This window comes from Streptomyces laculatispora, from assembly GCF_017353455.1.
Lineage (GTDB): Bacteria > Actinomycetota > Actinomycetes > Streptomycetales > Streptomycetaceae > Streptomyces > Streptomyces laculatispora.
In genome coordinates, this window is the sequence record NZ_JAFMPZ010000257.1 from 1 (window position 1) to 20,356 (window position 20,356).

Below are 20,356 nucleotides of genomic sequence, written 5' to 3' on the forward strand. Positions count from 1 at the left end.
CCAGGGGCAGCACCCGGGTGGCCGTGCCGTCGGGCGCGACGCGGGTGAGGCTCCCGCCCACCTCGGAGTCGTCGTAGCGCATGGTGCCCGCCCACAGCGCCCCGTCCGGCGCCACCGCCGCGTCGTTGCCGCGCCGCCCCGGCTCGGCGTCGTGGACCAGCCAGCGGAAGGCGCCGTCCGCGTCGTACAGCCCGATGCCGTCGCGCAGATTGACGACCAGGCCGCCGCCGGCCCGCGGCTTGGCCGCTCCCACGTGCTGCTCGGTGGCCATGACCGTGCGCCGGCCGGTGGCCGGGTCGTAGGTGTGGATCCGGGCCGAGAGGATGTCGACCCAGATCAGCCGTCCGGTGGCCGGGTCCCAGGTCGGGCCCTCGCCGAGGGCGGCGTGCTCGCGGACGGCGACTTCGAGGCGCGGGCGGCTCACTTCCGCCCCCGGTGGTGTCCGAGCCGGCCGGAGAGCGCCTCGGCGCCCTCGGCGGCGAGAGAGGCCAGTTCCTGTTCGCGCTCGTCGCTCCAGCGGATCATGGGGACGGAGATGGAGAGCGCGGCGACGACCCGGCCCGCCCGGTCCCGCACGGGAGCGGCCACACAGCTCACATCGGGGTTGGACTCCCGGTGCTCCACCGCGATGCCCCGCTCCCGGACAGCGGCGAGCGCGGTACGCAGCTCCCCTTCGTCGGTGATGCTGTTCGGGGTCATGCCGGTGAGTTCGAGGCCGTCGAGACGGGCGTCGAGCTCCCGGTCGGGCAGGGCCGCGAGCAGCATCTTGCCGACGGACGTGCAGTGGGCGGGCAGCTTGCGGCCGGCCGCCGAGACCATCCGGACCGCGTGGGTGGAGTCCACCTTGGCGATGTAGATGACGTCGGTCTCCTCCAGGATCGCCACATGAACGGTCTCCCCGCACGTCTCGGCGACCTGCTGGGCCACCTGCCGGCCCTCGGCGGCCAGGTCGAGCTGCTCGGCATAGCGGCTGCCGAGCTGGTAGGTGCGGACGCCGAGGCGGTAGCGGCCGGGCTGGTCGGGGGTGGTGACCAGGTAGGAGCGGGCAGCCAGCGTGGTGAGCAGCTCATGGACAGTGGTGCGCGGGAGCTGGAGCTTGCGGGTTACCTCGGGCGCGGAGAGCGTACCGTCGCCGTCGAGGAAGAGTTCGAGTACGTCCAGCGCCCTGGTCACCGCTGGGACAAGTCGCCCCATGGTCGTGCACCACCCTCTCCTGTTCGTGATGCCGGTCAGTGACCGGCATCACGAACAGGCTAAGGGTGGCGCACTTGTCCGGGCAATGACGAAGTGACGTCCAGCACCCGGACCATGCATGCTTTCGCGGCTTTTTGCCCCTTATTTCACCGAAGGAGGGGCGAGTGGAGTCATCCGGCGGGCCGCCCGGACCACGCGGTCACGGCGAGCCTGCTGATTCGAGGCGGCCGGGCAGGGTATTCGCTGTCCCATGTCGTCACCGAGCAACCCTTCACACCCGCCGAGCTCCGCCGGACTGCGGAGCCTGCTGCAACGATGCGATCTCGCCGTGTTCCAGGACCTGGCCCGACGGCACTGGCCGGCCGCCGCACCCGTGCTGCCGAGGCTCAGCCGCAGCGCCAATCACGGGCTGCTGTGGGCCGGTGCCGCGGCGGGCATGGCCGCGTTCGGCGGCAGCGCCAGGGCCCGGCGGGCCGCGCTGCGCGGGATCGCCTCGATGGCCGTGGCCTCGGCCGCGATCAACACGGTCGGCAAGGGCGCGGTCCGCAGGGAGCGGCCGATACTGGACGCCGTGCCGGTGATACGACAGCTCAAGCGCCAGCCGTTCACCACCTCGTTCCCGTCCGGGCACGCCGCGTCCGCCGCCGCCTTCGCCACCGGGGTGGCCCTGGAATCGAAGGGCTGGGGAGCGGTCGTCGCGCCCGTCGCGCTGTCCGTGGCCGCCTCCCGCGTCTACACCGGCGTCCACTATCCGAGCGATGTGCTGGCCGGCGCGGCGCTGGGTATAGGCGCCGCGTTCGCCCTGCGCGGCGTCGTACCGACCCGGGGGCAGCTGCCCGCGCCGGGCAGACCTCCCGCCCACGCCCCCTCACTGCCCGACGGCCAGGACCTGGTCGTCGTGGTCAACCAGGCGTCCGGGACGGCGACGGCCACGGCCTCGCTGGTCCGCGACGCACTGCCGAACGCCGAGGTCGTCGAGTGTCCCCCCGAGGAGCTCTCCGCCGAGCTGGAGAAGGCGGCGGGACGGGGCCGGGCGCTGGGTGTCTGCGGCGGTGACGGCACGGTCAACCAGGCGGCGGCGGTGGCCTCCGTGCACGGTCTGCCGCTGGCGGTGTTCCCCGGCGGGACGCTGAACCACTTCGCGTACGACCTGGGCATCGAGACCGTGGCCGACGCCTGTGCGGCGCTCGCCGCGGGCGATGCGGTCCGGGTTGACCTGGGCCGCTTCCGGCCGGGCCCGGACGGCCCCGGCGGCGCCCACGGCTACTTCCTCAACGCCTTCAGCATGGGCGTCTATCCCGAGCTCGTGAGGACGCGCGAGCGCTGGTCCCCCCGGATCGGCGGCTGGCCGGCCGGAGTGCTGGCCGCGTTCCAGGTACTGCGCGGCGAACGGCCCCTGGAGGCAGAACTCCAGGGCCGGCGACGGCCGCTGTGGCTGCTGTTCATCGGCAACGGCCTGTTCCAGCGGGTGGGCCCGGCGCCCGGCCGACGGCACAACCTCGCGGACGGACTGCTCGACGTACGGGTGGTGCACGGCGGGCGGACCCCAGGGCTCCGGCTGCTGGCAGCGGCCGTCGCGGGCCCGCTGACCCGCTCCCCCATGCATGCCGCCGTCCGCCGCCACCGGGTGCGGATCTCCGGGCTGAAGCCCGGGACACCATATGCGTACGACGGTGAAGTAGCGCACAGTGGCCGCGAGTTGATGATCGACAAGCTGCCGGAGGCGCTGACGGTGTACTGCCCGATGCAGGTGTGAGACCGGCCCGGACCGGACGGACAAGGGGCGGCCGACGCCAAGTCGGCCGCCCCTTCGCGTGCACTCGCGCCCCGGACCAAACTGTCCCACATCGCAAGATGGCCATCTCATTATTCGGCATCCGGGCGTACCGTGGCCGTACCGATCAGCGCTTCGCGGTTCGCGTTTCACGGTTCGCATTTCGAGAGAGGATGCACGGTCATGCCGAAGGAGACCGCCGTCTACACCCACGGCCACCACGAGTCGGTGCTGCGCTCGCACCGCTGGCGCACCGCCGTCAATTCCGCGGGCTACCTCATCGGTGAACTGCGCCCCGGCATGAACGTGCTGGACGTGGGCTGCGGGCCCGGCACCATCACCGCGGACCTCGCCGCACTGGTCGCCCCGGGGCGGGTGACCGCCGTCGACACCACCCGCGGAATCCTGGACCGGGCGGCCGAGGTGGCAGCGGAACGCGGCCTGGACAACCTGGAGTTCACCACCGCCGATGTGCACGCCCTGGACTTCCCCGACGACACGTTCGACGTGGTCCACGCCCACCAGGTGCTCCAGCATGTCGGGGACCCGGTGCAGGCACTGCGCGAGATGCGACGGGTCTGCCGCCCCGGTGGCGTCGTCGCGGCCCGCGACAGCGACTACGCGGCGATGACCTGGTTCCCCGAAATGCCGGTCATGGACGCCTGGCAGGAGCTGTACGGCAGGGTGGCACGCGCCAACGGCGGCGAGCCGGACGCGGGCCGCCGGCTGCTCTCCTGGGCCCGGCAGGCCGGCTTCACCGACATCACCCCGACGGCCGCCGCCTGGTGTTTCGGAACCCCGGAGAGCCGGGACTGGTGGAGCGGCCTGTGGGCGGACCGTACCGTCGGCTCGGTCTACGCGAAGCTGGCGGTCGACGGCGGGCACGCGTCGGCCGAGCAGCTGACCGCGATCGCCGAGGCGTGGCGCAGCTGGGGCGAGCAGAGCGACGGCTGGTTCATGGTCCCGCACGGCGAGGTGCTCTGCCGCGCATGAGTGCGCCGCCCCGGGCCCGCCGGCCGGTCCGGTGCCCCGGGGACGGCCCCTCGGCCGAATCGATCACACCGCGCTGTCCGGCCAACTACCCTGTTCCACATGGAAATCCTGGGAACCACGCTGCGTATCTGCGTCGACGACCTGGAGGCCGCGGTGGCCTTCTACGAGGACCTCACGGGCAGTCCGGCGCTGCACTTCGAGCGCGGCGGGGTCTCCGTGGCCGCCATCAGCTGCTTCCTGCTGATGAGCGGCCCCGAGGCCGAGCTGGAGATCCTGCGGAAGGTGACGGCGACGATCGCGGTCAAGGACGTCGACGAGGCCAACGCCTCGCTGACCCGGGTGGGTGCCCGGATCATCGCCGGCCCCGTCCACACGCCCGTCGGCCGCAATCTGATCGCCCTGCATCCGGACGGCTCGGTCTTCGAGTACGTCGACCGGAACCTGGCGGCCTGAGCGGCCGCCAGGTGCGCGTGTTCCGGCGGAAGCCGTAGCCGTCCGGCAGCGGCTCGTCAGGGACGCGGGCGCATCCGGTAGTTGTACACGTCCGGCAGCGGCTCGTCCGTCAGCTCGGCCCAGACCTCGTCCAGGATCTCCGCGCCCTCGCGCAGATCGGCGACCTCGAAGCCCTCGTCGAACAGGGCGCGCGCGGCCGCGCGGTCGCCCTCCGCGATCAGCAGTCCGGCCTCCAGCAGACGGAAGCGGCCACGGCGGCGGATATCGGGGAGCAGCCCGTCCCAGACGGTGCGGGCAGGCCCGGCCCGGCCCGCCGTCAGCAGCGCCTCGATCGCCTCCCGGCCGAGGGCGGCGGTGGCCGCGGTCCAGGTGTCGTCGGCGTCCCGGCGTTCGGCGCACAGGTCGTCGAACGCCTCCGTGTAGTGGTCGGCCGCCCGCTCCCGCTGGCCGCTCTCCTGGGCGGCTACGGCGAGGCAGCGCAGCAGCGGCCAGCGGGACGGGGCCAGGGCCAGTCCGCGTTCCCAGCTGCGGACCGCCTGGGCGCGGTCGCCGGCGTGCCACTGGGCGATGCCCAGGTGGTATTCGGTGAGCGGTTCGGCGGAGGCCGTCTCCAGCATGTCGCGCCAGTGCGGGGAGACCAGGGAGGGGCCGGGCGGCGCCACCCTGCGCGGTTCGGGGAAGGTCCCCTGCTCCAGCAGCTCCAGCCAGGGCGCCTGCTGTTCACCGAGCGTGGACTCGGCGAACGGGGTGCCGGGCAGCTTGTATCCGGCCCGCCGCACCTCGAGCGCGCCCCAGCCGGACCCGGTGGCGAGGACCTCGCCGGGCTCGGTGTCCGCGCAACGGCGCCAGGCCTCGTACGCGGCGTCCACATCGGCGCGCGGCAGGGCGGCGGCGAGCCGCTGCTCGGTCTCCGCGCGGGCCGCGGACCAGTCGTCGCCGTGCACGGCGGCGGGGTCCGCCGACAGGGGCCCGTACGACTCCAGCCAGCTGAACTCGCCGCCGGGCTCCAGCGGTACGTGTTCCAGCTGGGTGCGGGCGAGTCCGGCCTGGATCTCCGCGTAGCCGACGGTGCCTGGCTCGGTGAGCCATTCCTGCCAGCGGCGGCCGCCGGGTCCGCTGCCCCAGAGGAAGAGTTTGCGGCCGCGCAGCAGGTCGGTGGAGGTCTGGACGAGCCCGTGGCCGTTCTCGTCGAGGGAGGCGATCCAGCGGCGGGCGCCGTCGGGCACCTCGTAGAAGTAGTCGGCGGGGAAGTCGCTGCGCAGCGGGTACGTCCGGTCGACCGATCCGCTCTCGGGGACCGGGACCCGGGTCAGCGTCCGTTCGTAGCCGAAGTGCCAGGCCTCCTCGGCCGGCGCCACCACCCGGGTGCGCTCGCCCTCCGGTACGGCGATGTTGGACCACCAGTAGACCGGTGCGGGGTGCTCGTGCGGATTGCGTATCCGTACACCGACGTGCAGGAAGTCGGAACCGTCGGGCAGCCACAGGTCCACCTGGAACGGCAGGTCGCGCAGTCTCTCCCACTCCCAGAGCCGGACCATCTCGCCGCCGTCGGGCGCCGGGACCCGGGCGGCGTGCACCGGGGCGCAGGACAAGGTGGTGTGGCCGGTCGCGCCGATGTTCCACTCGATGCCGCCGGAGAACCAGGCGCCGTTGAGCGCGAAGTCGGCGGGCTGGAGCACGGGGTTGGTGTAGACGAGATCCCGCCCGGTGGGCTTGTGGAAGAGGGAGTGGATGCGGCCGCCGAATCCGGGCAGCACGGTGGCCCGCAGCCGGTCGTTCTCGATCACGATCACGTCGAGGCCGGTGGGGGTGCGCTCGCGTCCGTAGCCGTCGAGGACGGCCACGGGCAGGACGGTGGCAAGCGGCTCATGGCCGATCTGGCGGGCCATGTCGCGGGGCAGACCGGCCCGGTCGCGGTCGTCGACGACATGCATCTCGTCGAGGGGCCGCAGCGCGGGCAGCGGATTCTCCGGTCCCGTCGCCGCTGCGGGCAGGGTCAGTACGGCACGTCGTACGGTGGTGGCCAAGGCAACCTCGCTCCCTCGCGCGGGCCGCCGCAGGTCCGGGCGCCCCCCGATGACCATGGAACACGCTGAAGGCCGCACGGACCAGGGGATCGGCCGTCACTCTTCGGCAAAAGCGGCGACCGCCAGGTCGGTGAGCAGGGCGCCGGCGGTGCCGTCCGGGTCGAGATCGGGGTCGTGGACCGTGACGTTGAGGCCCGCGCAGCGGGGCGAGCGGACCAGCGTCCGCAGCAGGGGGGCCAGTTCGGCGGGGAGCAGTCCGCCGTCGTCGGGGCTGTCCACGGCGGGCATGACCGAGGGGTCGAGGACGTCGGCGTCCAGGTGCACCCAGAAACCGTCGAGCACCGGGGTCTCCAGGGTGCTCAGGATGTCCGCCGCCAGCGGGCCTGCGCCCCCCTCGCGGAGTTCGCCGACGGTCACGACCGGAATCTTCAGCTCGGCGAGTTCGGCGCGGTCCTCGTCGTAGTCGCGGATCCCGATGATCCGTACGTCCTCGTCCCGGAGATATCGCGCCGATCCGCTGCACGATCCGCTGGTCCCGCAGCGCCCCGGCGAGCTTGTAGCAGCCTGGCACGGTACCGGGGGCCGGGGGCCGAAGCCCCAGGTTGGAGGGTGCGTCGACCGCGACGATATTCCGCATGCGCCCCGTCCTCTCCGCCGTAGGCTGGCCGCTCAAGCAGCTTGCGGGACGCGACAGAGACGGTGGATCACGATGAGCACGCAGCACACCTACCGAGTGATTGTGCGCGGCACCTGGGCCGGGCTGACGGACGTGGCACGGGAGCGGCTGCTGACCGAGGTGGAGGAGCACGGCCTGGCGGCCATGGCGTTCAGCGAGGAGGGCTCGCTCACCTACGACCGGGTGCTCAAGCACTTCAGTTTCCGCTACGTGGTGGTGTCGGACGCCGAGGACGGGGTGGAGATGGCGTCCGCGATCGCCGAGGACCGCGCGGAGACGGAGCTGCGGGAGCGCGGGTACGGACATGGCGAACTGCGCTCCACGGCGACGGACATGGACACCATGAAGATCAACTACAAGGGGCGCCGGGCGCCGGGGGCGGCCTGACGCCAAAACGCTGACTGCCACATCACCTCTGCCCAGGTTTTTTTCTGCTTTCAGCCCCGATGGCACCGCATATCCCACGTAACGGGGGCTGCGCATGCCATGGCCTTCCGAACAGGAGTCAACGGCGCTGCTGCTCGACGCTGAATACCGGCGTGGCTTCAGCTTGGTAGAAGTGGAGCTGCCCGATCTCCAACATCTCCCCAGCGAAGGGCCATTGGCAGCCGTCCTCCGAATCGGTGCGATCGGTCCAAGCGACTACCGCGCGGTCTGGAGGGCGGTCGGCGATTCGTACGCAGATGCGGCCTTCACTCAGAGGCGGACGCCCGAAAGCTTCCTCGCCACGGCCGAGCCGACCTGCCGGGTGCCCCTTCCACCTTCACAGCTCTCGCAGCGCCGGCAGCAACTTCTGCTCCGCCCACCCGAGATACGTCTCCTGGTGGCCGCCGCCGACCTGGATGAGTGCGACCTCGGTGAACCCGGCATCGACGTAGGACCGAACCGCGTCGACGACTGCCTCGACGTCGTCGCCACAAGGGATGGACTCTGCGACATCCTCGGGCCGTACGAATTGGGTGGCGCCCGCGAAGCCTGCCGGACCCGGCAGTTCCGAGTTGACGGGCCAGCCGCCGCCGAACCAGCGGAACTGGTCGTGGGCGCGAGCGATCGCCGCATCGCGGTCGGTGTCGTAGCAGATCGGCAACTGCCCGACCTTGGGTTTGCCACCACCACCGTGACGCTCGAACGCGGAGATCAGCTCCTGCTTGGGCTCGGTCGCGATCAGCAGGTCCGCGTGGTGCCCGGCGACTTCGCAGGAGCGGTCACCGGACACGGCGACGCCGATGGGCGGGGGCGAATCGGGAAGATCCCAGAGTCTGGCGTGCTCTACGTCGAAATGAGTGCCGTGGTGTGTCAGGCTCTCCCCCGAAAGAAGGGCTCGGATGATTCTCACGGCCTCTTCCAGCATCTCCAGGCGGACCCGGGCGGCAGGCCAGCCGCCGCCCACGACGTGTTCGTTGAGGTTCTCCCCCGACCCGAGTCCGAGGCGAAAGCGTCCCTGCGAGAGGAGTTGCATCGTGGCGGCCTTCTGTGCGACGACCGCCGGATGATAGCGCCGGGTTGGACACGTCACATATGTCATCAGCGGGATGCGCTCAGTGGCCTGGGCGGCGGCACCGAGCACGCTCCAGGCGTACGAGGCGTGCCCCTGGGCGTCCAGCCAGGGCAAATAGTGGTCCGAAGTGACGGAGAAATCGAAACCGGCACGCTCCGCGCCGACCACATGCCGGACAAGCTCTCGCGGACCGGCCTGCTCGGTCATCATCGTGTACCCGATATCCACCATGTCCTCTTCTCCTCCGTGATCATGCGCCGTTCAGGAGACAGAATGGGAGGGTTACGGAGACCATCGCGGCCCCTCTCCTTTCTGCTGAGGCGGGGCGGCTGATGGTTTCTGCTGAGGCGGGGCGGCTGATGGGCGGACGGTGCTCGGCCGTCCGTAGTGGGCCGGTCGAAGCCCGCCCACTCGGCGATGGCCGACGCACAAAGAGGGTTTCTCAGCCAGTGAAGCGGTCCGGGTCGGGGCCGGTCCGCTCGTTACGGTTCAGCGCGGAGATCTCACCGATGTCGCCCTCGCTGAGTTCGAAGTCGAAGAGGTCGAAGTTCTCCTCGATGCGCTTCCGCGTCGCCGACTTGGGGAAGACGATGTCCCCGCGTTGGATGTGCCAGCGGAGGGTCACCTGGGCGGGCGTCTTGCCTACCCGATCCGCGATGCGGTTGATGGTCGGGTCGTCCAGCACCTTGCCCTGCGCGATGGGCGACCAGGCCTCGGTGGCGATTTCGTGCTCCGCGCCGAACGCCCTGACGTCGTCCTGCGTGAGGTAGGGGTGCGCCTCGATCTGGTTGACCACGGGCACCACGTCGCTGCCTTCCAGCAGCCGGCGCAGGTGGTGGGGCTGGAAGTTGGAGACCCCGATGGACTTGGCCCGGCCTGAGCGGTAGATCTCCTCCAGGGCCTTCCAGGTCTCCACGAAGTCGCCCTTGCCCGGCAGTGGCCAGTGGATGAGAAAGAGATCCAGGTAGTCGAGACCGAACTCCTCCATGGTGCTGCCGAACGCCTGGAGGGCGTCGTCGCGCGCATGGGCGCCGTTGTTGAGCTTGCTGGTCACGAAGACGTCGGCGCGGTCGAGACCGGAGTCCCGGACCGCCTGGCCGACCCCCTTCTCGTTGCCGTACATCTCCGCCGTGTCGATGTGCCGGTAGCCGACCTCCAGCGCGGCCAGCGTCGTCTCCCGGGTCTCGTCCGGCGGGATCTGGAAGGTGCCGAAGCCCAGTTGAGGGATCTGCACCGAGTTGTTGAGGGTGATGTTCGGTACTGAGGTCACAGTCACTCCTGATGTCGCCGTTTCAGGGGCAGAAGTGGGAGGGCCCGGTGCCGTGGCCCTCGGGCTTTCCTCCCGACGTACGCCGCCTTCTCGTCCGCTGTACCGGCAGGCCGGCCGACCGCTCCGCCGGAGGGTTTGTCCGGTCACGTGTCGCGAGACCCCTGCGCCCCTCGCTCCGAGCCGAGAAGCGCAGCACAGGGGAGCCCTGTGAGACCATCGTTCACCCTTTTGCACCCACCTCGCATCCGGAGCACGACCTGTCGGACGCGAGTGGCAATCCGGGCCGGACAAGCCGTCGAGGCCGTGCGGCTCAATCACAGCGCCGACGCGATGGTGCGGAGCAGCAGCCCCACCGGCGAGAGGCCGGCCGGGCCGGCCCCGGAACGCACTTGTCTGGAGCAGACGGCACGAGGAGTGCATGAGACAAGCCGCTCGTTATGTTCTACAGGGGTATTTCTCCGTACGGAGGAGACATCTAGCGGCAGATGCCCGGGCTGCCCGATGCCGAAGCCTTTTCGACGCGTCCGAACGCCACGGGAAATGGCTGCCGGCCTGTACCGATGGGCCCACGCTTCTGATGCACTTCGGCATGACCGGCCGGCTCGTCTGCTGCCGCCCCGAAGAAAGCCCGCACCCCCGGCGCAGACCCCGCAGTAGATCCAGCAGCCGCACTTCGCGGAGCCGTCGTCCTTGAGCTGGGTGCAGGCCGACAGCGGTACGCCGTCCGGACTGTGGCCGTTGATCTCCGCAGGTGCCGGCACCTGCCGTCAAAGAGCGCGGTCTGTCAATGTTTGGCACCATCCAGACAGGGCTAGGCGCGTACTCGCGAGACGCCCCACCGCATGCGTGATCCGACCAGCGTCGCGCACCTGACAACGCAGCAGGAGGACAGCCCGATGACCGACACCTCACGCGAGCCGACCACCACGGATTCCGGTGCTCCGGTGGAGAGCGACGAACACTCGCTCACCGTCGGCCCCGGCGGACCGATCCTGTTGCAGGACGCCTACCTGATCGAGCAGATGGCGCAGTTCAACCGGGAGCGGATTCCTGAGCGTCAGCCCCACGCCAAGGGGAGCGGTGCCTTCGGACACTTCGAAGTGATCAACGATGTCAGCGCCTACACCAAGGCCGCCGTTTTCCAGCCCGGCACCAGGACTGAACTCGTCGCCCGGTTCTCCACCGTCGCAGGCGAGCGCGGCAGCCCGGACACCTGGCGGGACCCGCGCGGCTTCGCGGTGAAGTTCTACACCAGCGAGGGCAACTACGACATGGTGGGCAACGACACCCCCGTGTTCTTCGTCAAGGATCCGATGAAGTTCCAGCACTTCATCCGGTCCCAGAAGCGTCGCGCGGACAACAACCTGCGCGATCATGACATGCAGTGGGACTTCTGGACCCTCTCGCCCGAGTCGGCCCACCAGGTCGCATGGCTGATGGGCGACCGCGGCATCCCGCGTACATGGCGGCACATGAACGGCTACACCTCGCACACCTACATGTGGATCAACGCGCAGGGCGAGCGCTTCTGGGTGAAGTACCACTTCAAGACCGACCAGGGCATCGAGTACTTCACCCAGCACGAGGGCGACCAGATGGCCGCGGCCGACACCGATTACCACACACGGGATCTTTTCGAACACATCCGTGACGGTGAGTATCCGAGCTGGACGCTGCACGTGCAGGTCATGCCGTACGCGGACGCCGCGGAGTACCGGTTCAACCCGTTCGACCTGACCAAGGTGTGGCCGCATGGCGACTATCCGCTGATCAAGGTCGGCCGGATGACCCTGGACCGCAACCCCACCGACAACCACGCCGAGATCGAGCAGGCGGCCTTCCAGCCGAACAACCTGGTTCCCGGCATCGGCCCGAGCCCGGACCGGATGCTGCTGGCGCGGCTGTTCTCGTATGCGGATGCGCACCGCTACCGCATCGGGGGCAATTACCAGCAGCTGCCCGTCAACGCGCCAGTCGTTCCGGTGAACACGTACTCGAAGGACGGAGCGATGGCGTACCGGAAGACCACCGACCCCGTGTATGCCCCGAACTCGAAGGGCGGGCCCTCGGCCGACACCGACCGGCACGGCACCCCGCCGAGCTGGTCTGCCGACGGGGAGATCACTCGAGCGGCCTATGTCGACCACGCCGAGGACGACGACTGGGGTCAGCCCGGCACCCTGGTGCGCGAGGTCCTGGACGACGCGGCCCGCGACCGGCTGGTGGACAACGTCGTCGGCCATCTGCTCAACGGGGTCACCGAGCCTGTTCTGCGACGGGCTTTCGAGTACTGGTCCAACATCGACAAGACGACCGGTGAACGCATCAAGCAGGGAGTTCGCGCCAAGGCGGACGAAAAGGACCCGAAGGCCGCGGAGCAGGGCAACCCCGCACGGCGGGGAATGCAGGCCAAGGCCTGATCGCGGAGGAAGACCCACGGAACTGCGCTCGGCCGGAACTGCGCTCGGCGGAGTGGGCCCCCGGCGGGTCGAGGCTTACCGGAACGGCACCCGGGGCCTGCGCTGCGTCATGGGTGCGCCCGTAGGTCCGCGACGAGGTCCTGGTCCAAGGCCGCGCGTACCAGCGCCGCTGCCAGGACCGCGGGCCCGTGAGGACCTGTCGGGCGCGCCTGTTCCGCCAGTTGGGCCAGTTCCTCCGGCGAGGCCGGCAACCCCAACTTCTCTGCGCCCTGCAGTGCCTTCTTGTCGAGGTACGGCGCTGCCTCGGGCCACACCGCCTGCGCCTCGCGCAGGAAGATGTTCGCGCCTACCGGTCCCATGCCCGGTGTCCGGCGAAGCCCGCTCCGCAGTGCGTCGAGATCGCCGTCGGCCGACCGCCGAAGGCGCCGCAGGTCACCGCCGTACTCCTCAAGCAGCAGCTCGGCTCCTTCGGCGAGCTGGGTGGCGGTCTTCTCGTCGTAGCGGCGGTAGCCGCCCTCCCCGAGAGCGTCCACACGTTGCTGCCAGGTCGATCTGAGCATATGGCGAGGTGTGCGCATGTCATGCGCGAAGAGAGCCTGTGCGGCGGCCACCGCGACGGAGGTTCTGATCCTGGCGCTCAGGAGGTGACTGAGCACCAGCAGTTGGTACAGCGGCTGTGGAGTGTCCCGCAAACGGATGCCCGCCTCGTCGGCAAACGTTCTGCCGTGCTCGGTGAGCAGAGCCTTCATGGTCCTACGGTTGTTCACAACCGGTCATCTCCTCCTGACGCCGAGCGGCGCCGCCCCTGCACGGAACCACTTGGGCGGCGAGCCCCCGCGTCTGATCTGGGCTTCATGGCGGTGCGGCGCCGCCCGGCAGCAAGGGTGAGGGAGGAGTGATCTTCAGTCTGGGGCTTCAGCTGCCGGCCGGCGAGAAGGCGGTGCAGCGAAACAGGTCCGATCAGGGCGCCGGTCGTGGCCGCACCGAACATGACAGTGCCCACGTAAAGGCTGCGGTCGGTCGCCGACAGGTCCATCCGCGCGGGAGCGGGCCGACGGCTCCGGCTCGGGGCAGTCCAGAGCCACCAGGGTGAACGTGGCGACAGCCATCGATTCCTCCTGCACATCGACGCACGAGGGATGAGGAGCGGGTTCCCTCTGCGCTCAACCTAAACCGCATTCACCGAGTGGACATCTCGGCAGCAGGAGGGCCGGTCACCGGAGCGCACCGTTCGCGGACCCGGGACGGCGGGAGAAGTGCGCTGTCGGCGGCACTGGGCGATGGTGACAGGTGTGGCGTGAGTGTTCCGTGGAACACCTACTCGCCGTTCTGCACGGCGCGGGCCCAGCCGCTTACGCCCGTCCGGCGGGCGTTCCTACCGCTCCGGGGCCAAGGCCCCGCGGGACGAAGATACGAGGTGAGTCGATGCCCGGTCTGCTCAGTACGTACCACCGGAGCGGCCGTGTGATGGTGCTGCGCGGCGTCTACGCGCCCCAGGAGGACACGCTGCTGCTCAGTGAGGCGCTCGGCCGGGAGAGGGTCGGCGCCGGAACGTCGGTCCTGGACGTCGGGACGGGGTCGGGCTTCATCGCTCTCGCCGCAGCACGGCGGGGCGCGCGAGTCACCGCGGTCGACCGCACCCGCCGTGCGGTCCTCGCCACGCGTCTGAACGCGGCGCTCGCCGGGCTGCGGGTCGAAGCTGTCCGGGGCGATCTGCTGACTCCCGCGGGCGGCAGACGGTTCGACCTGATCCTCAGCAATCCTCCCTACGTGCCAGCGCCGGATGCCGCTCCTCCCCGGCGGGGCTCGGCCAGAGCGTGGGATGCCGGGAAGGACGGCCGCCTGGTCATCGACCGGCTGTGTGCCGGCGCAGCCGGTCTGCTCCGGCCCGGCGGAGTGCTGCTCCTGGTTCACTCGGCCCTCTGCGGGATACCCGCGACCCTGGAAAGGCTGGAGCGCGCGGGCCTGTCGGCCCAGGTGACCGATCGCCGCTCCGTTCCCTTCGGACCCGTACTGGCATCGCGGAGGCAGTGGCTGCTGGGCTGCGGTCTGATCGCGTCCGGTGACGACAAGGAAGAGCTGGTGATCATCCGTGCCGAACGCATCGAGTAACGGGCCGCGGCGGGTGACCCCGACGCAGAACGGGCCGGTACTGCTCGATGGCCCGGTCGAGGTGACCCTCGACGACGGGAGCACCGTGACCTCGGACCGGTTCACCGTGGCCCTCTGCGTCTGCCGGCGCAGCCGTGCCTATCCCTGGTGCGACACCAGCCACCGCCGCAGAGTCAAAGGCTCCGCCGGGCGCGGCCCGCGGTCCGGAGGCCCGGCGTCACCGGAGAGCGAGCGGACGGGACGAGATGGTCCCGGTGAGGAGTCCGGCACGTGAAAACTGCGCAGAACGCGGATGTGCGCCCGCGTGAGCCCATCCTGCCGACGGGCCGCGGCGTCCTCAGCGACGGAGTCCTCCGAGCCCTGCGCGCCCGTCCCGGTCGCGAAGGCCCCCTGCCGTCGGACGGTGCCGTCGACGAGACCGATCCGTACAGCGAGGACCTGCACCTGGCGCTCTACCTCTGTTACGAACTGCACTACCGCGGGTTCCACGATGTCGACCCCGCCTGGGAATGGAACCCCGCGCTTCTCGGGCTGCGAGCGGGGCTGGAACGCCGATTCCTGGAAGCACTGCGCACAGACACGGAAACCCGCTCCCGCAGCGCCGACGAGGCATTCGCCGGGATCCTCGTCGAGCCGCTGGACGGCACGGGACTGTCGCACTTCCTCCGGGACGAGGGAGAGCTGTGGCATCTGCGCGAGTACGCCGCCCAGCGTTCGCTCTACCACCTCAAGGAGGCCGATCCGCATGCCTGGGTGCTCCCCCGGCTGCGGGGCCGGGCCAAGGCGGGCATGGCCGCGGTGGAGTTCGACGAGTACGGTGCGGGCTCGGCCGGCCGGATGCATTCCCGGCTCTTCGCTGACCTGATGACGGATCTCGGCCTGGACACGACATACGGCCGGTACGTGGACGTGGCGACGGAGGGGATGCTGGCGAGTGTCAACCTCATGTCGATGTTCGGCTTGCACCGTGCGCTCCGGGGTGCCCTGGTGGGGCACTTCGCCGCGGTCGAGGTCACTTCGTCGCCGGCCTCCCAGCGACTGGCGGAGGCGATGCGGCGGGAGGGCGCGGGCGCGGCGGCGGTGCACTTCTACGCCGAGCATGTCGAGGCCGACGCCGTCCACGAACAGGTGGTCCGCCGCGAGGTCGTCGGCGGGTTGCTGGAGGAGGAGCCGTGGCTGGAGGCGGACGTGGTCTTCGGCATCGAGTCGACGGATCTGCTGGACGCGCGGCTGGGTGAGAAGACGCTCTCCGCCTGGCGCCAAGGCCGCTCCAGTCTGCGCACACCAGTCTGAGTACCGGCCGCCGGCAGAGAGTCGTACCTCCAGGAGATTTGCGACTACTCGTCGCCGGTGACGCGGGCGGTACGAATTACGTGCCGCCCTTGATCACGGGCAGCGTCTTCTTGGCCCGTCCACCTCGCCCGGTCGCCTTCGTATGACCGCTCGGGTGGTCGCGCTCGCGTCGCGGAGACCATGTTTCGGAAGTGGACTGATGGAAACCCGGGTCTGCAGGAGAGGACACCTCTCACAAAGGGCCCGGCCCGGCCCGCTCCACGCCGCACCCGGCATCCGATTCCGAAGGAGAGGCACAGAGAAACAAGGAGAGCCCCATGCCCGCAGGATGTACCCAAGGCGCGAGCGTCGGTACGAGCACGTGAAGGAGAGCGCCGACAAGCGCAGGTACGCCCGAGAAACGAGCGAAGGAAATCGCGGCCCGCACCGTCAACAAGGAGCGGGCGCGCTCGGGCGAGGGTTCAAGCCCACCCATCACTGCGCCGCCGAGCTGCGGGGCCAGAAACGCAACGCGTTCCCGCGCGGATCACTCGCCTGGCGGGGAAGCGACACGAAAGGAAGCAGGACGTATGACTGGTGCGGCACTTTTCGACGTGGACGGCACGCTGACCGATACGAACCACCTCCACGTGGTGACGTGGTGGGAGGCGTTCCGCCAGGCGGGCCACACCGTCCCGATGGCTGCGGTACACCGGGCAGTGGGCCTCGGGTCCGGCGACCTGATCGAGCACGTGCTCGGAGGTGACCGGGACTGCGACCAGGACGGCGTCATCAGCGCGGCACACACGACGCTTTACGGAACCTACTTCGACCGTCTCCCCGCCTTCGCCGGTGCCGGCGACTTGTTGCGGACCCTCTCCACGCGGGGGTGGAGCGTCGTGCTGGCCACATCGGCGAGCGGCCCGGAACTGGCCGCTCTACGGCGGGCCGTGGACGCGGACAGTGCCATCGTGGACACCACCAGCTCCGACGACGTGAGCGCGGGCAAACCGGCCCCGGAACCTGTCGAGCAGGCCTTGGAACTCGCAGGGGCCCCTGCGGACCAGGCGGTCTTCGTAGGCGACACCGTATGGGACATGCGCGCAGCGACGCGTGCGGGCGTTCGCGCGGTCGCGCTGCTGTCGGGCGGCATTCCCCGCGAGGATCTGGTGCACGCCGGAGCCATCGCGATCTACCAAAACGCTGCGGAGCTCCTGGAACAACTCGACCAGAGCCCTTTCGGAGCAGCGAAGAGCTGATGCGGTGCCCGTCGGCAGAACGCGGAAGCAAAGAGCCGCCGGCCGGCTGCGGGCCCGCCCATGTGCCGCCGCCCCTACCCGTTGGGCGCGCCCGTCTTGGAGTGTCCACCATGCGCATGCAGGTCCGGTCCCGACCGCAGGGGTCCGGGCATCCAGAGAATTCGGGGGATCAGCTCGCACACACTGCGAGCTGATCCCCAGGAAAGAGGAAGAGACGATGACCGCGAATGACGGAAGCAAGCGCAAGGTACTGGCCGTCGTGACGAACTACGGCGTCGAGCAGGACGAGCTCGTGGTGCCTGTCGAACATCTGCGTGGCTGGGGCGCCCAAGTGGACATCGCGGCCGTGTCCACGGACGAGATCGAAACGCTTGTCGGCGACAAGAACCCCGGAAAGACCATGAGGCCTGACCTCACGCTGGACGCGGCCGACGCTGCCGCATACGACCTGCTGCTCGTACCGGGCGGGACCCTGAACGCGGACAAGCTGCGCTGCCAGCGCCCGGTGGTGGACCTCATCCGCTCCTTCAAGGAGGCCGGACGCCCGGTCGCGGCGATCTGCCACGGGCCGTGGGCCCTGGTCGAGGCGGATGTCGTCGCGGGCAAACGGCTCACGTCGTACCCCTCGCTGGCCACGGACATCCGCAACGCCGGCGGCACATGGGCCGACGAGCCGGTGGTCACCGATGACACGAGCGGCTGGACACTCATCACGTCCCGCAACCCCGGAGACCTGGACCCGTTCCTCCACGAGATCGATGCTGCCCTCTCTGTCGTATGAGCACGTGGGGACCGGCCGGCCCCCTGGGCCTGTGCGGGCTCGCCGCCGAGAGCCGTTGGGGCCCTTCACCACCCCCTCGCGGCCGCATCCCTGACATGCGGCGAGTCGTCGCTCCGGACCGGATCACACCGCCAAGTGGGCCAGCACCGAACACATCGCGCGATGTACCGCGTCGCGCGACTCCTGCGTCAGGTCGATGGTCTCGAAGGCGTGGTGGCCGTTCGGTACGTCGATCACCTCCACCGCCGCCCCGCAGTTCCGGGACGCGGTGAGGAACTCCTCCACCGTGGCTGCGGTCTCCGGCCCCTCACGGCCCACGCGCGTGATCACGAGGGGCAGGGCGCCGGCCTTCGGCAGCGCGTCCGCCGGGTGGAAGCGGGCGCCGATCGGGCCCAGGAACGGCAGCGGCGCCAGGACCGGGTAGCTGGCCGCCAGGCAGCGCAGCCAGGACGGGGGCTGCCGCAGCCAGTCCGCCGCGAGGAGACCGCCGCCCGAGAAGAACCACAGGGCGATCCGCTGCCCGTCCACCCGTGGATCGGCCCGGACCAGCTCCACCGCGGCGGCCACGTCCGCGGCGGCGCGCGGGTAGTCGGCCACGTCGTGCAGGCGGTGGTCAAGGGTGACGCCCACCGCCCCCTGCCCGGCCGTGCAGCGGGCGTACCCGGTCAGGGCCGGCCAGTCCCGCGGGGTCGGCCGGGCCTCGGCGGGCACCGGTCCGCCGTGCACGAACACCACGGCCGGACGCGGGCCTTCGGCGTCGGACAGGTACAGGTCGACGTGGGCGGTCCGCTCCCGGGGGACGTCCGGTACGTCCAGCAGGAACGGCCGCAGGTGCGCGGGCGGCTCCGCTGGGCCGGGCGGCACCAGCCGGTGCCCCTCACCCACGGCGGCCCGCAGCAGAACCTCCGCCAGCTCGGCCGGGAGGGACAGCATCGGCCAGTGCCCGGTGGGGAGTTCGAAGAACGTCACCCGTGGATCGGTGAGGGCCTGGACCGCGGGGTCGCCGAGGTCCACCCGCCGCTGGACCAACTCGATGCTCACGCCGCTTCCGTCGCACAGCACCCCGGTGACGGGCAGCGAGGCCGCCGCGCCGGTCAGCCGCAGCGGCTGTGTCAGGGTGCGCAGCGGCTGTGTCAGGGTGCGCAGCGGCTGTGTCAGGGTGCGCAGCGGCTGTGTCAGGGTGCGCAGCGGCTGCGGCGCGGCGGACGCGGTGAGCCGGTCCAGCGCCGCGTCGGACAGGCCCGCGGTGCTGCCCCAGCGCTGCCACGCGTCGCGGGCCGGGGAGGGCAGCTCCCCGTGGGCCCCGTCCGCGACGGGTCGCTCGGCCAGCTCCTCGCGCAGGGACCGGTCGGGTACCGCGGCCAGGGCGGGAACGCCGTCCTGCGGCAGTCCCGAGTCCAGGTGCACGATCCGGCCGACGCGCTCCGCCCTGCGGTCGGCGGCGCCCAGCACCGGGTGGATGCCGTAGTCGTGGCCGACCAGCACGATCGGCCGCCCGGCCGCGTCTGCGACCGAGTCGATCACCGCGAGCACGTCCGCGATGTGGGTCTCCAGGTCGATGGCGTCCGCCGCGGCGAGGCGGGGCCCGCCGAGTCCGGTGAGGGCCACCGCGTGCACCTCGTCGCCCGCCGAGGCCAATCGGGCGGCTGTGTCCTCCCATACGTGCGCACCGGTGAACATGCCCGGCACCAGGATGAATGCGGTCATCGGCCTCTCCTCAGCGCTCCGTTGCCGACGGTGCCGCCACGATCGTCCGGCCTCGCCCGCCGGTACGGTAGAAGCTCCCCCTGAGGGAGGTTCAAGTGTTCACGTCACACGACGGCCTGTGCGGCATCGGTGAACTCGCCGAGCGCGCGGGCGTCACCGTCAAGACCGTCCGCTTCTACTCCGACCGCGGCCTGCTGCCGGGGGCCTCCCGGAGCGCCGGCGGGCACCGTCGGTACGGGCCCGACGCACTCGGCCGGCTGCGCCTGGTCCGCTCCTTGCGCACCCTGGGGCTGCCGGTGCGCGAGGTGCACCGCATCCTCGACGAGGAGGCGGCCGGGGCGGGCAGCGTGCTGGAGGACGCCGTCGCGGGGCAGTTGCGCGAACTCGGCTCCCAGCTCAGGGCCCTGCACTGACGGGAGGCGGGGCTGCGGCTGGTGCAGGAGTGCCGGCCCGGCGAGCGCGCGGACCGGCTGCGCCTGATCGGGGCGGTGGCCGCCCCTCCGGACACGGCCCCGCTGGCCCGGTTCTGGCGGGCCTGGCTGCCGCCGCGGATGCCCGCCGGGGCGACCGCCGCGTTCCTGGAGGCGGCGGTCCCGCAACCGCCGGACGACCCGGAGCCCGCCCAGGTCCTCGCCTTCGCCCGGCTGTACGCGTTCGTGACCCGCCCGTGCACCGGCACCGAGCAGCGTCAGCCGGCGGCGCACAGAGCCGAGGGGGCCGGCAGGCCGGCCGTCCTGTACGCCGGTCTGGCCGAGGCGTACGAGCTGGCCGGCGCCCGGATGCGCCGGGGCCGGCGGCCGTCTCCGGGCGCGGAGCTGGACAGTTTCGTGGACGCGTACGCGGGCGCGTACGGCAGCCGGGACACCCTTGCCTTCCGCCGTGTGCTGGCCGGGCGGTTGGCGGTCGATCCGCGGATCGAC

Annotated in this window: 18 protein-coding genes and 3 pseudogenes; 12 read left to right on the forward strand and 9 right to left on the reverse strand. The window is 70.8% G+C overall.

Annotated features, from left to right (window positions below; all coding sequences use genetic code 11):
* Positions 1-424, reverse strand: a 424-nt coding sequence (locus tag J1C73_RS14330; protein ID WP_207316709.1) for an SMP-30/gluconolactonase/LRE family protein, incomplete at its 3' end; no start/stop codon positions are given.
* Positions 421-1,194, reverse strand: coding sequence for an IclR family transcriptional regulator (locus J1C73_RS14335; protein ID WP_123464104.1), 774 nt, complete (start codon positions 1,192-1,194; stop codon positions 421-423). The genes J1C73_RS14335 and J1C73_RS14330, both read right to left, overlap by 4 nt.
* Before the next feature lie 250 nt (positions 1,195-1,444).
* On the opposite strand from J1C73_RS14335, the gene J1C73_RS14340 reads away from it, so the two are divergent.
* The 3 genes from J1C73_RS14340 to J1C73_RS14350 all read left to right on the forward strand — a co-directional run bounded on the left by J1C73_RS14340 (position 1,445) and on the right by J1C73_RS14350 (position 4,414).
* Entirely contained in the window at positions 1,445-2,950 is a 1,506-nt protein-coding gene (locus J1C73_RS14340) for a bifunctional phosphatase PAP2/diacylglycerol kinase family protein (RefSeq protein ID WP_207316710.1), read from the forward strand.
* Between the two features lie 201 nt (positions 2,951-3,151).
* Positions 3,152-3,961, forward strand: a complete 810-nt coding sequence (locus J1C73_RS14345) for a class I SAM-dependent methyltransferase (protein WP_207316711.1) — start codon at positions 3,152-3,154, stop codon at positions 3,959-3,961.
* A gap of 99 nt (positions 3,962-4,060) precedes the next feature.
* The gene (locus J1C73_RS14350; protein ID WP_207316712.1) at positions 4,061-4,414 is read left to right on the forward strand and encodes a VOC family protein; all 354 of its coding nucleotides are present in this window, start codon (positions 4,061-4,063) and stop codon (positions 4,412-4,414) included.
* A gap of 56 nt (positions 4,415-4,470) precedes the next feature.
* Here the strand turns inward: J1C73_RS14350 and J1C73_RS14355 are convergent, their stop codons facing one another.
* The gene (locus tag J1C73_RS14355; protein ID WP_207316713.1) at positions 4,471-6,441 is read right to left on the reverse strand and encodes a DUF5107 domain-containing protein; all 1,971 of its coding nucleotides are present in this window, start codon (positions 6,439-6,441) and stop codon (positions 4,471-4,473) included.
* A gap of 96 nt (positions 6,442-6,537) precedes the next feature.
* A pseudogene (locus J1C73_RS14360) lies at positions 6,538-7,078 on the reverse strand (arginase family protein).
* Positions 7,079-7,150: 72 nt separating this feature from the next.
* Between J1C73_RS14360 and J1C73_RS14365 the strand changes: the two are divergent.
* Positions 7,151-7,504, forward strand: a complete 354-nt coding sequence (locus J1C73_RS14365) for a DUF6204 family protein (protein ID WP_207316714.1) — start codon at positions 7,151-7,153, stop codon at positions 7,502-7,504.
* Between the two features lie 376 nt (positions 7,505-7,880).
* Here the strand turns inward: J1C73_RS14365 and J1C73_RS14370 are convergent, their stop codons facing one another.
* Entirely contained in the window at positions 7,881-8,846 is a 966-nt protein-coding gene (locus J1C73_RS14370) for an LLM class F420-dependent oxidoreductase (RefSeq protein WP_207316715.1), read from the reverse strand.
* A 211-nt stretch (positions 8,847-9,057) separates the two neighbouring features.
* Positions 9,058-9,885 carry an aldo/keto reductase gene (locus J1C73_RS14375; RefSeq protein ID WP_207316716.1) on the reverse strand — a complete coding sequence of 276 codons (828 nt, stop codon included), beginning with the start codon at positions 9,883-9,885 and terminating at the stop codon, positions 9,058-9,060.
* Positions 9,886-10,303: 418 nt separating this feature from the next.
* Between J1C73_RS14375 and J1C73_RS35995 the strand changes: the two are divergent.
* A pseudogene (locus J1C73_RS35995) lies at positions 10,304-10,531 on the forward strand (DNA-formamidopyrimidine glycosylase family protein); the annotation flags it as partial.
* Positions 10,532-10,781: 250 nt separating this feature from the next.
* Positions 10,782-12,305, forward strand: coding sequence for a catalase (locus tag J1C73_RS14385; RefSeq protein ID WP_207316717.1), 1,524 nt, complete (start codon positions 10,782-10,784; stop codon positions 12,303-12,305).
* 107 nt (positions 12,306-12,412) lie between these two features.
* Here J1C73_RS14385 and J1C73_RS14390 read toward each other — a convergent pair whose 3' ends face one another.
* Positions 12,413-13,054 (reverse strand): endonuclease, encoded by a 642-nt coding sequence (locus J1C73_RS14390; RefSeq protein ID WP_207316723.1) that lies wholly within the window; start codon positions 13,052-13,054, stop codon positions 12,413-12,415.
* A 14-nt stretch (positions 13,055-13,068) separates the two neighbouring features.
* The gene (locus tag J1C73_RS36000) at positions 13,069-13,431 is read right to left on the reverse strand and encodes a DUF6328 family protein (RefSeq protein WP_372446684.1); all 363 of its coding nucleotides are present in this window, start codon (positions 13,429-13,431) and stop codon (positions 13,069-13,071) included.
* A 299-nt stretch (positions 13,432-13,730) separates the two neighbouring features.
* On the opposite strand from J1C73_RS36000, the gene J1C73_RS14395 reads away from it, so the two are divergent.
* From J1C73_RS14395 to J1C73_RS14415, 5 genes are all read left to right on the forward strand, one after another.
* Positions 13,731-14,417, forward strand: a complete 687-nt coding sequence (locus J1C73_RS14395) for a HemK2/MTQ2 family protein methyltransferase (protein WP_207316718.1) — start codon at positions 13,731-13,733, stop codon at positions 14,415-14,417.
* Between the two features lie 85 nt (positions 14,418-14,502).
* Positions 14,503-14,691, forward strand: a complete 189-nt coding sequence (locus J1C73_RS14400) for a CDGSH iron-sulfur domain-containing protein (RefSeq protein ID WP_372446685.1) — start codon at positions 14,503-14,505, stop codon at positions 14,689-14,691.
* Entirely contained in the window at positions 14,688-15,710 is a 1,023-nt protein-coding gene (locus tag J1C73_RS14405; RefSeq protein ID WP_307797692.1) for an iron-containing redox enzyme family protein, read from the forward strand. Before J1C73_RS14400 ends, J1C73_RS14405 begins: the two co-directional genes overlap by 4 nt.
* Positions 15,711-16,279: 569 nt before the next feature.
* Complete coding sequence (locus tag J1C73_RS14410; protein ID WP_207316720.1) at positions 16,280-16,948, forward strand: HAD family hydrolase; 669 nt, start codon at positions 16,280-16,282, stop codon at positions 16,946-16,948.
* Positions 16,949-17,165: 217 nt separating this feature from the next.
* Positions 17,166-17,729 (forward strand): DJ-1/PfpI/YhbO family deglycase/protease, encoded by a 564-nt coding sequence (locus J1C73_RS14415; RefSeq protein WP_207316721.1) that lies wholly within the window; start codon positions 17,166-17,168, stop codon positions 17,727-17,729.
* 123 nt (positions 17,730-17,852) lie between these two features.
* On the opposite strand, the gene J1C73_RS14420 is transcribed toward J1C73_RS14415, so the two are convergent.
* Positions 17,853-19,436, reverse strand: a complete 1,584-nt coding sequence (locus J1C73_RS14420) for an alpha/beta hydrolase (RefSeq protein ID WP_207316722.1) — start codon at positions 19,434-19,436, stop codon at positions 17,853-17,855.
* Positions 19,437-19,531: 95 nt separating this feature from the next.
* Between J1C73_RS14420 and J1C73_RS14425 the strand changes: the two are divergent.
* Positions 19,532-20,356: pseudogene (locus J1C73_RS14425) on the forward strand (helix-turn-helix domain-containing protein); the annotation flags it as partial.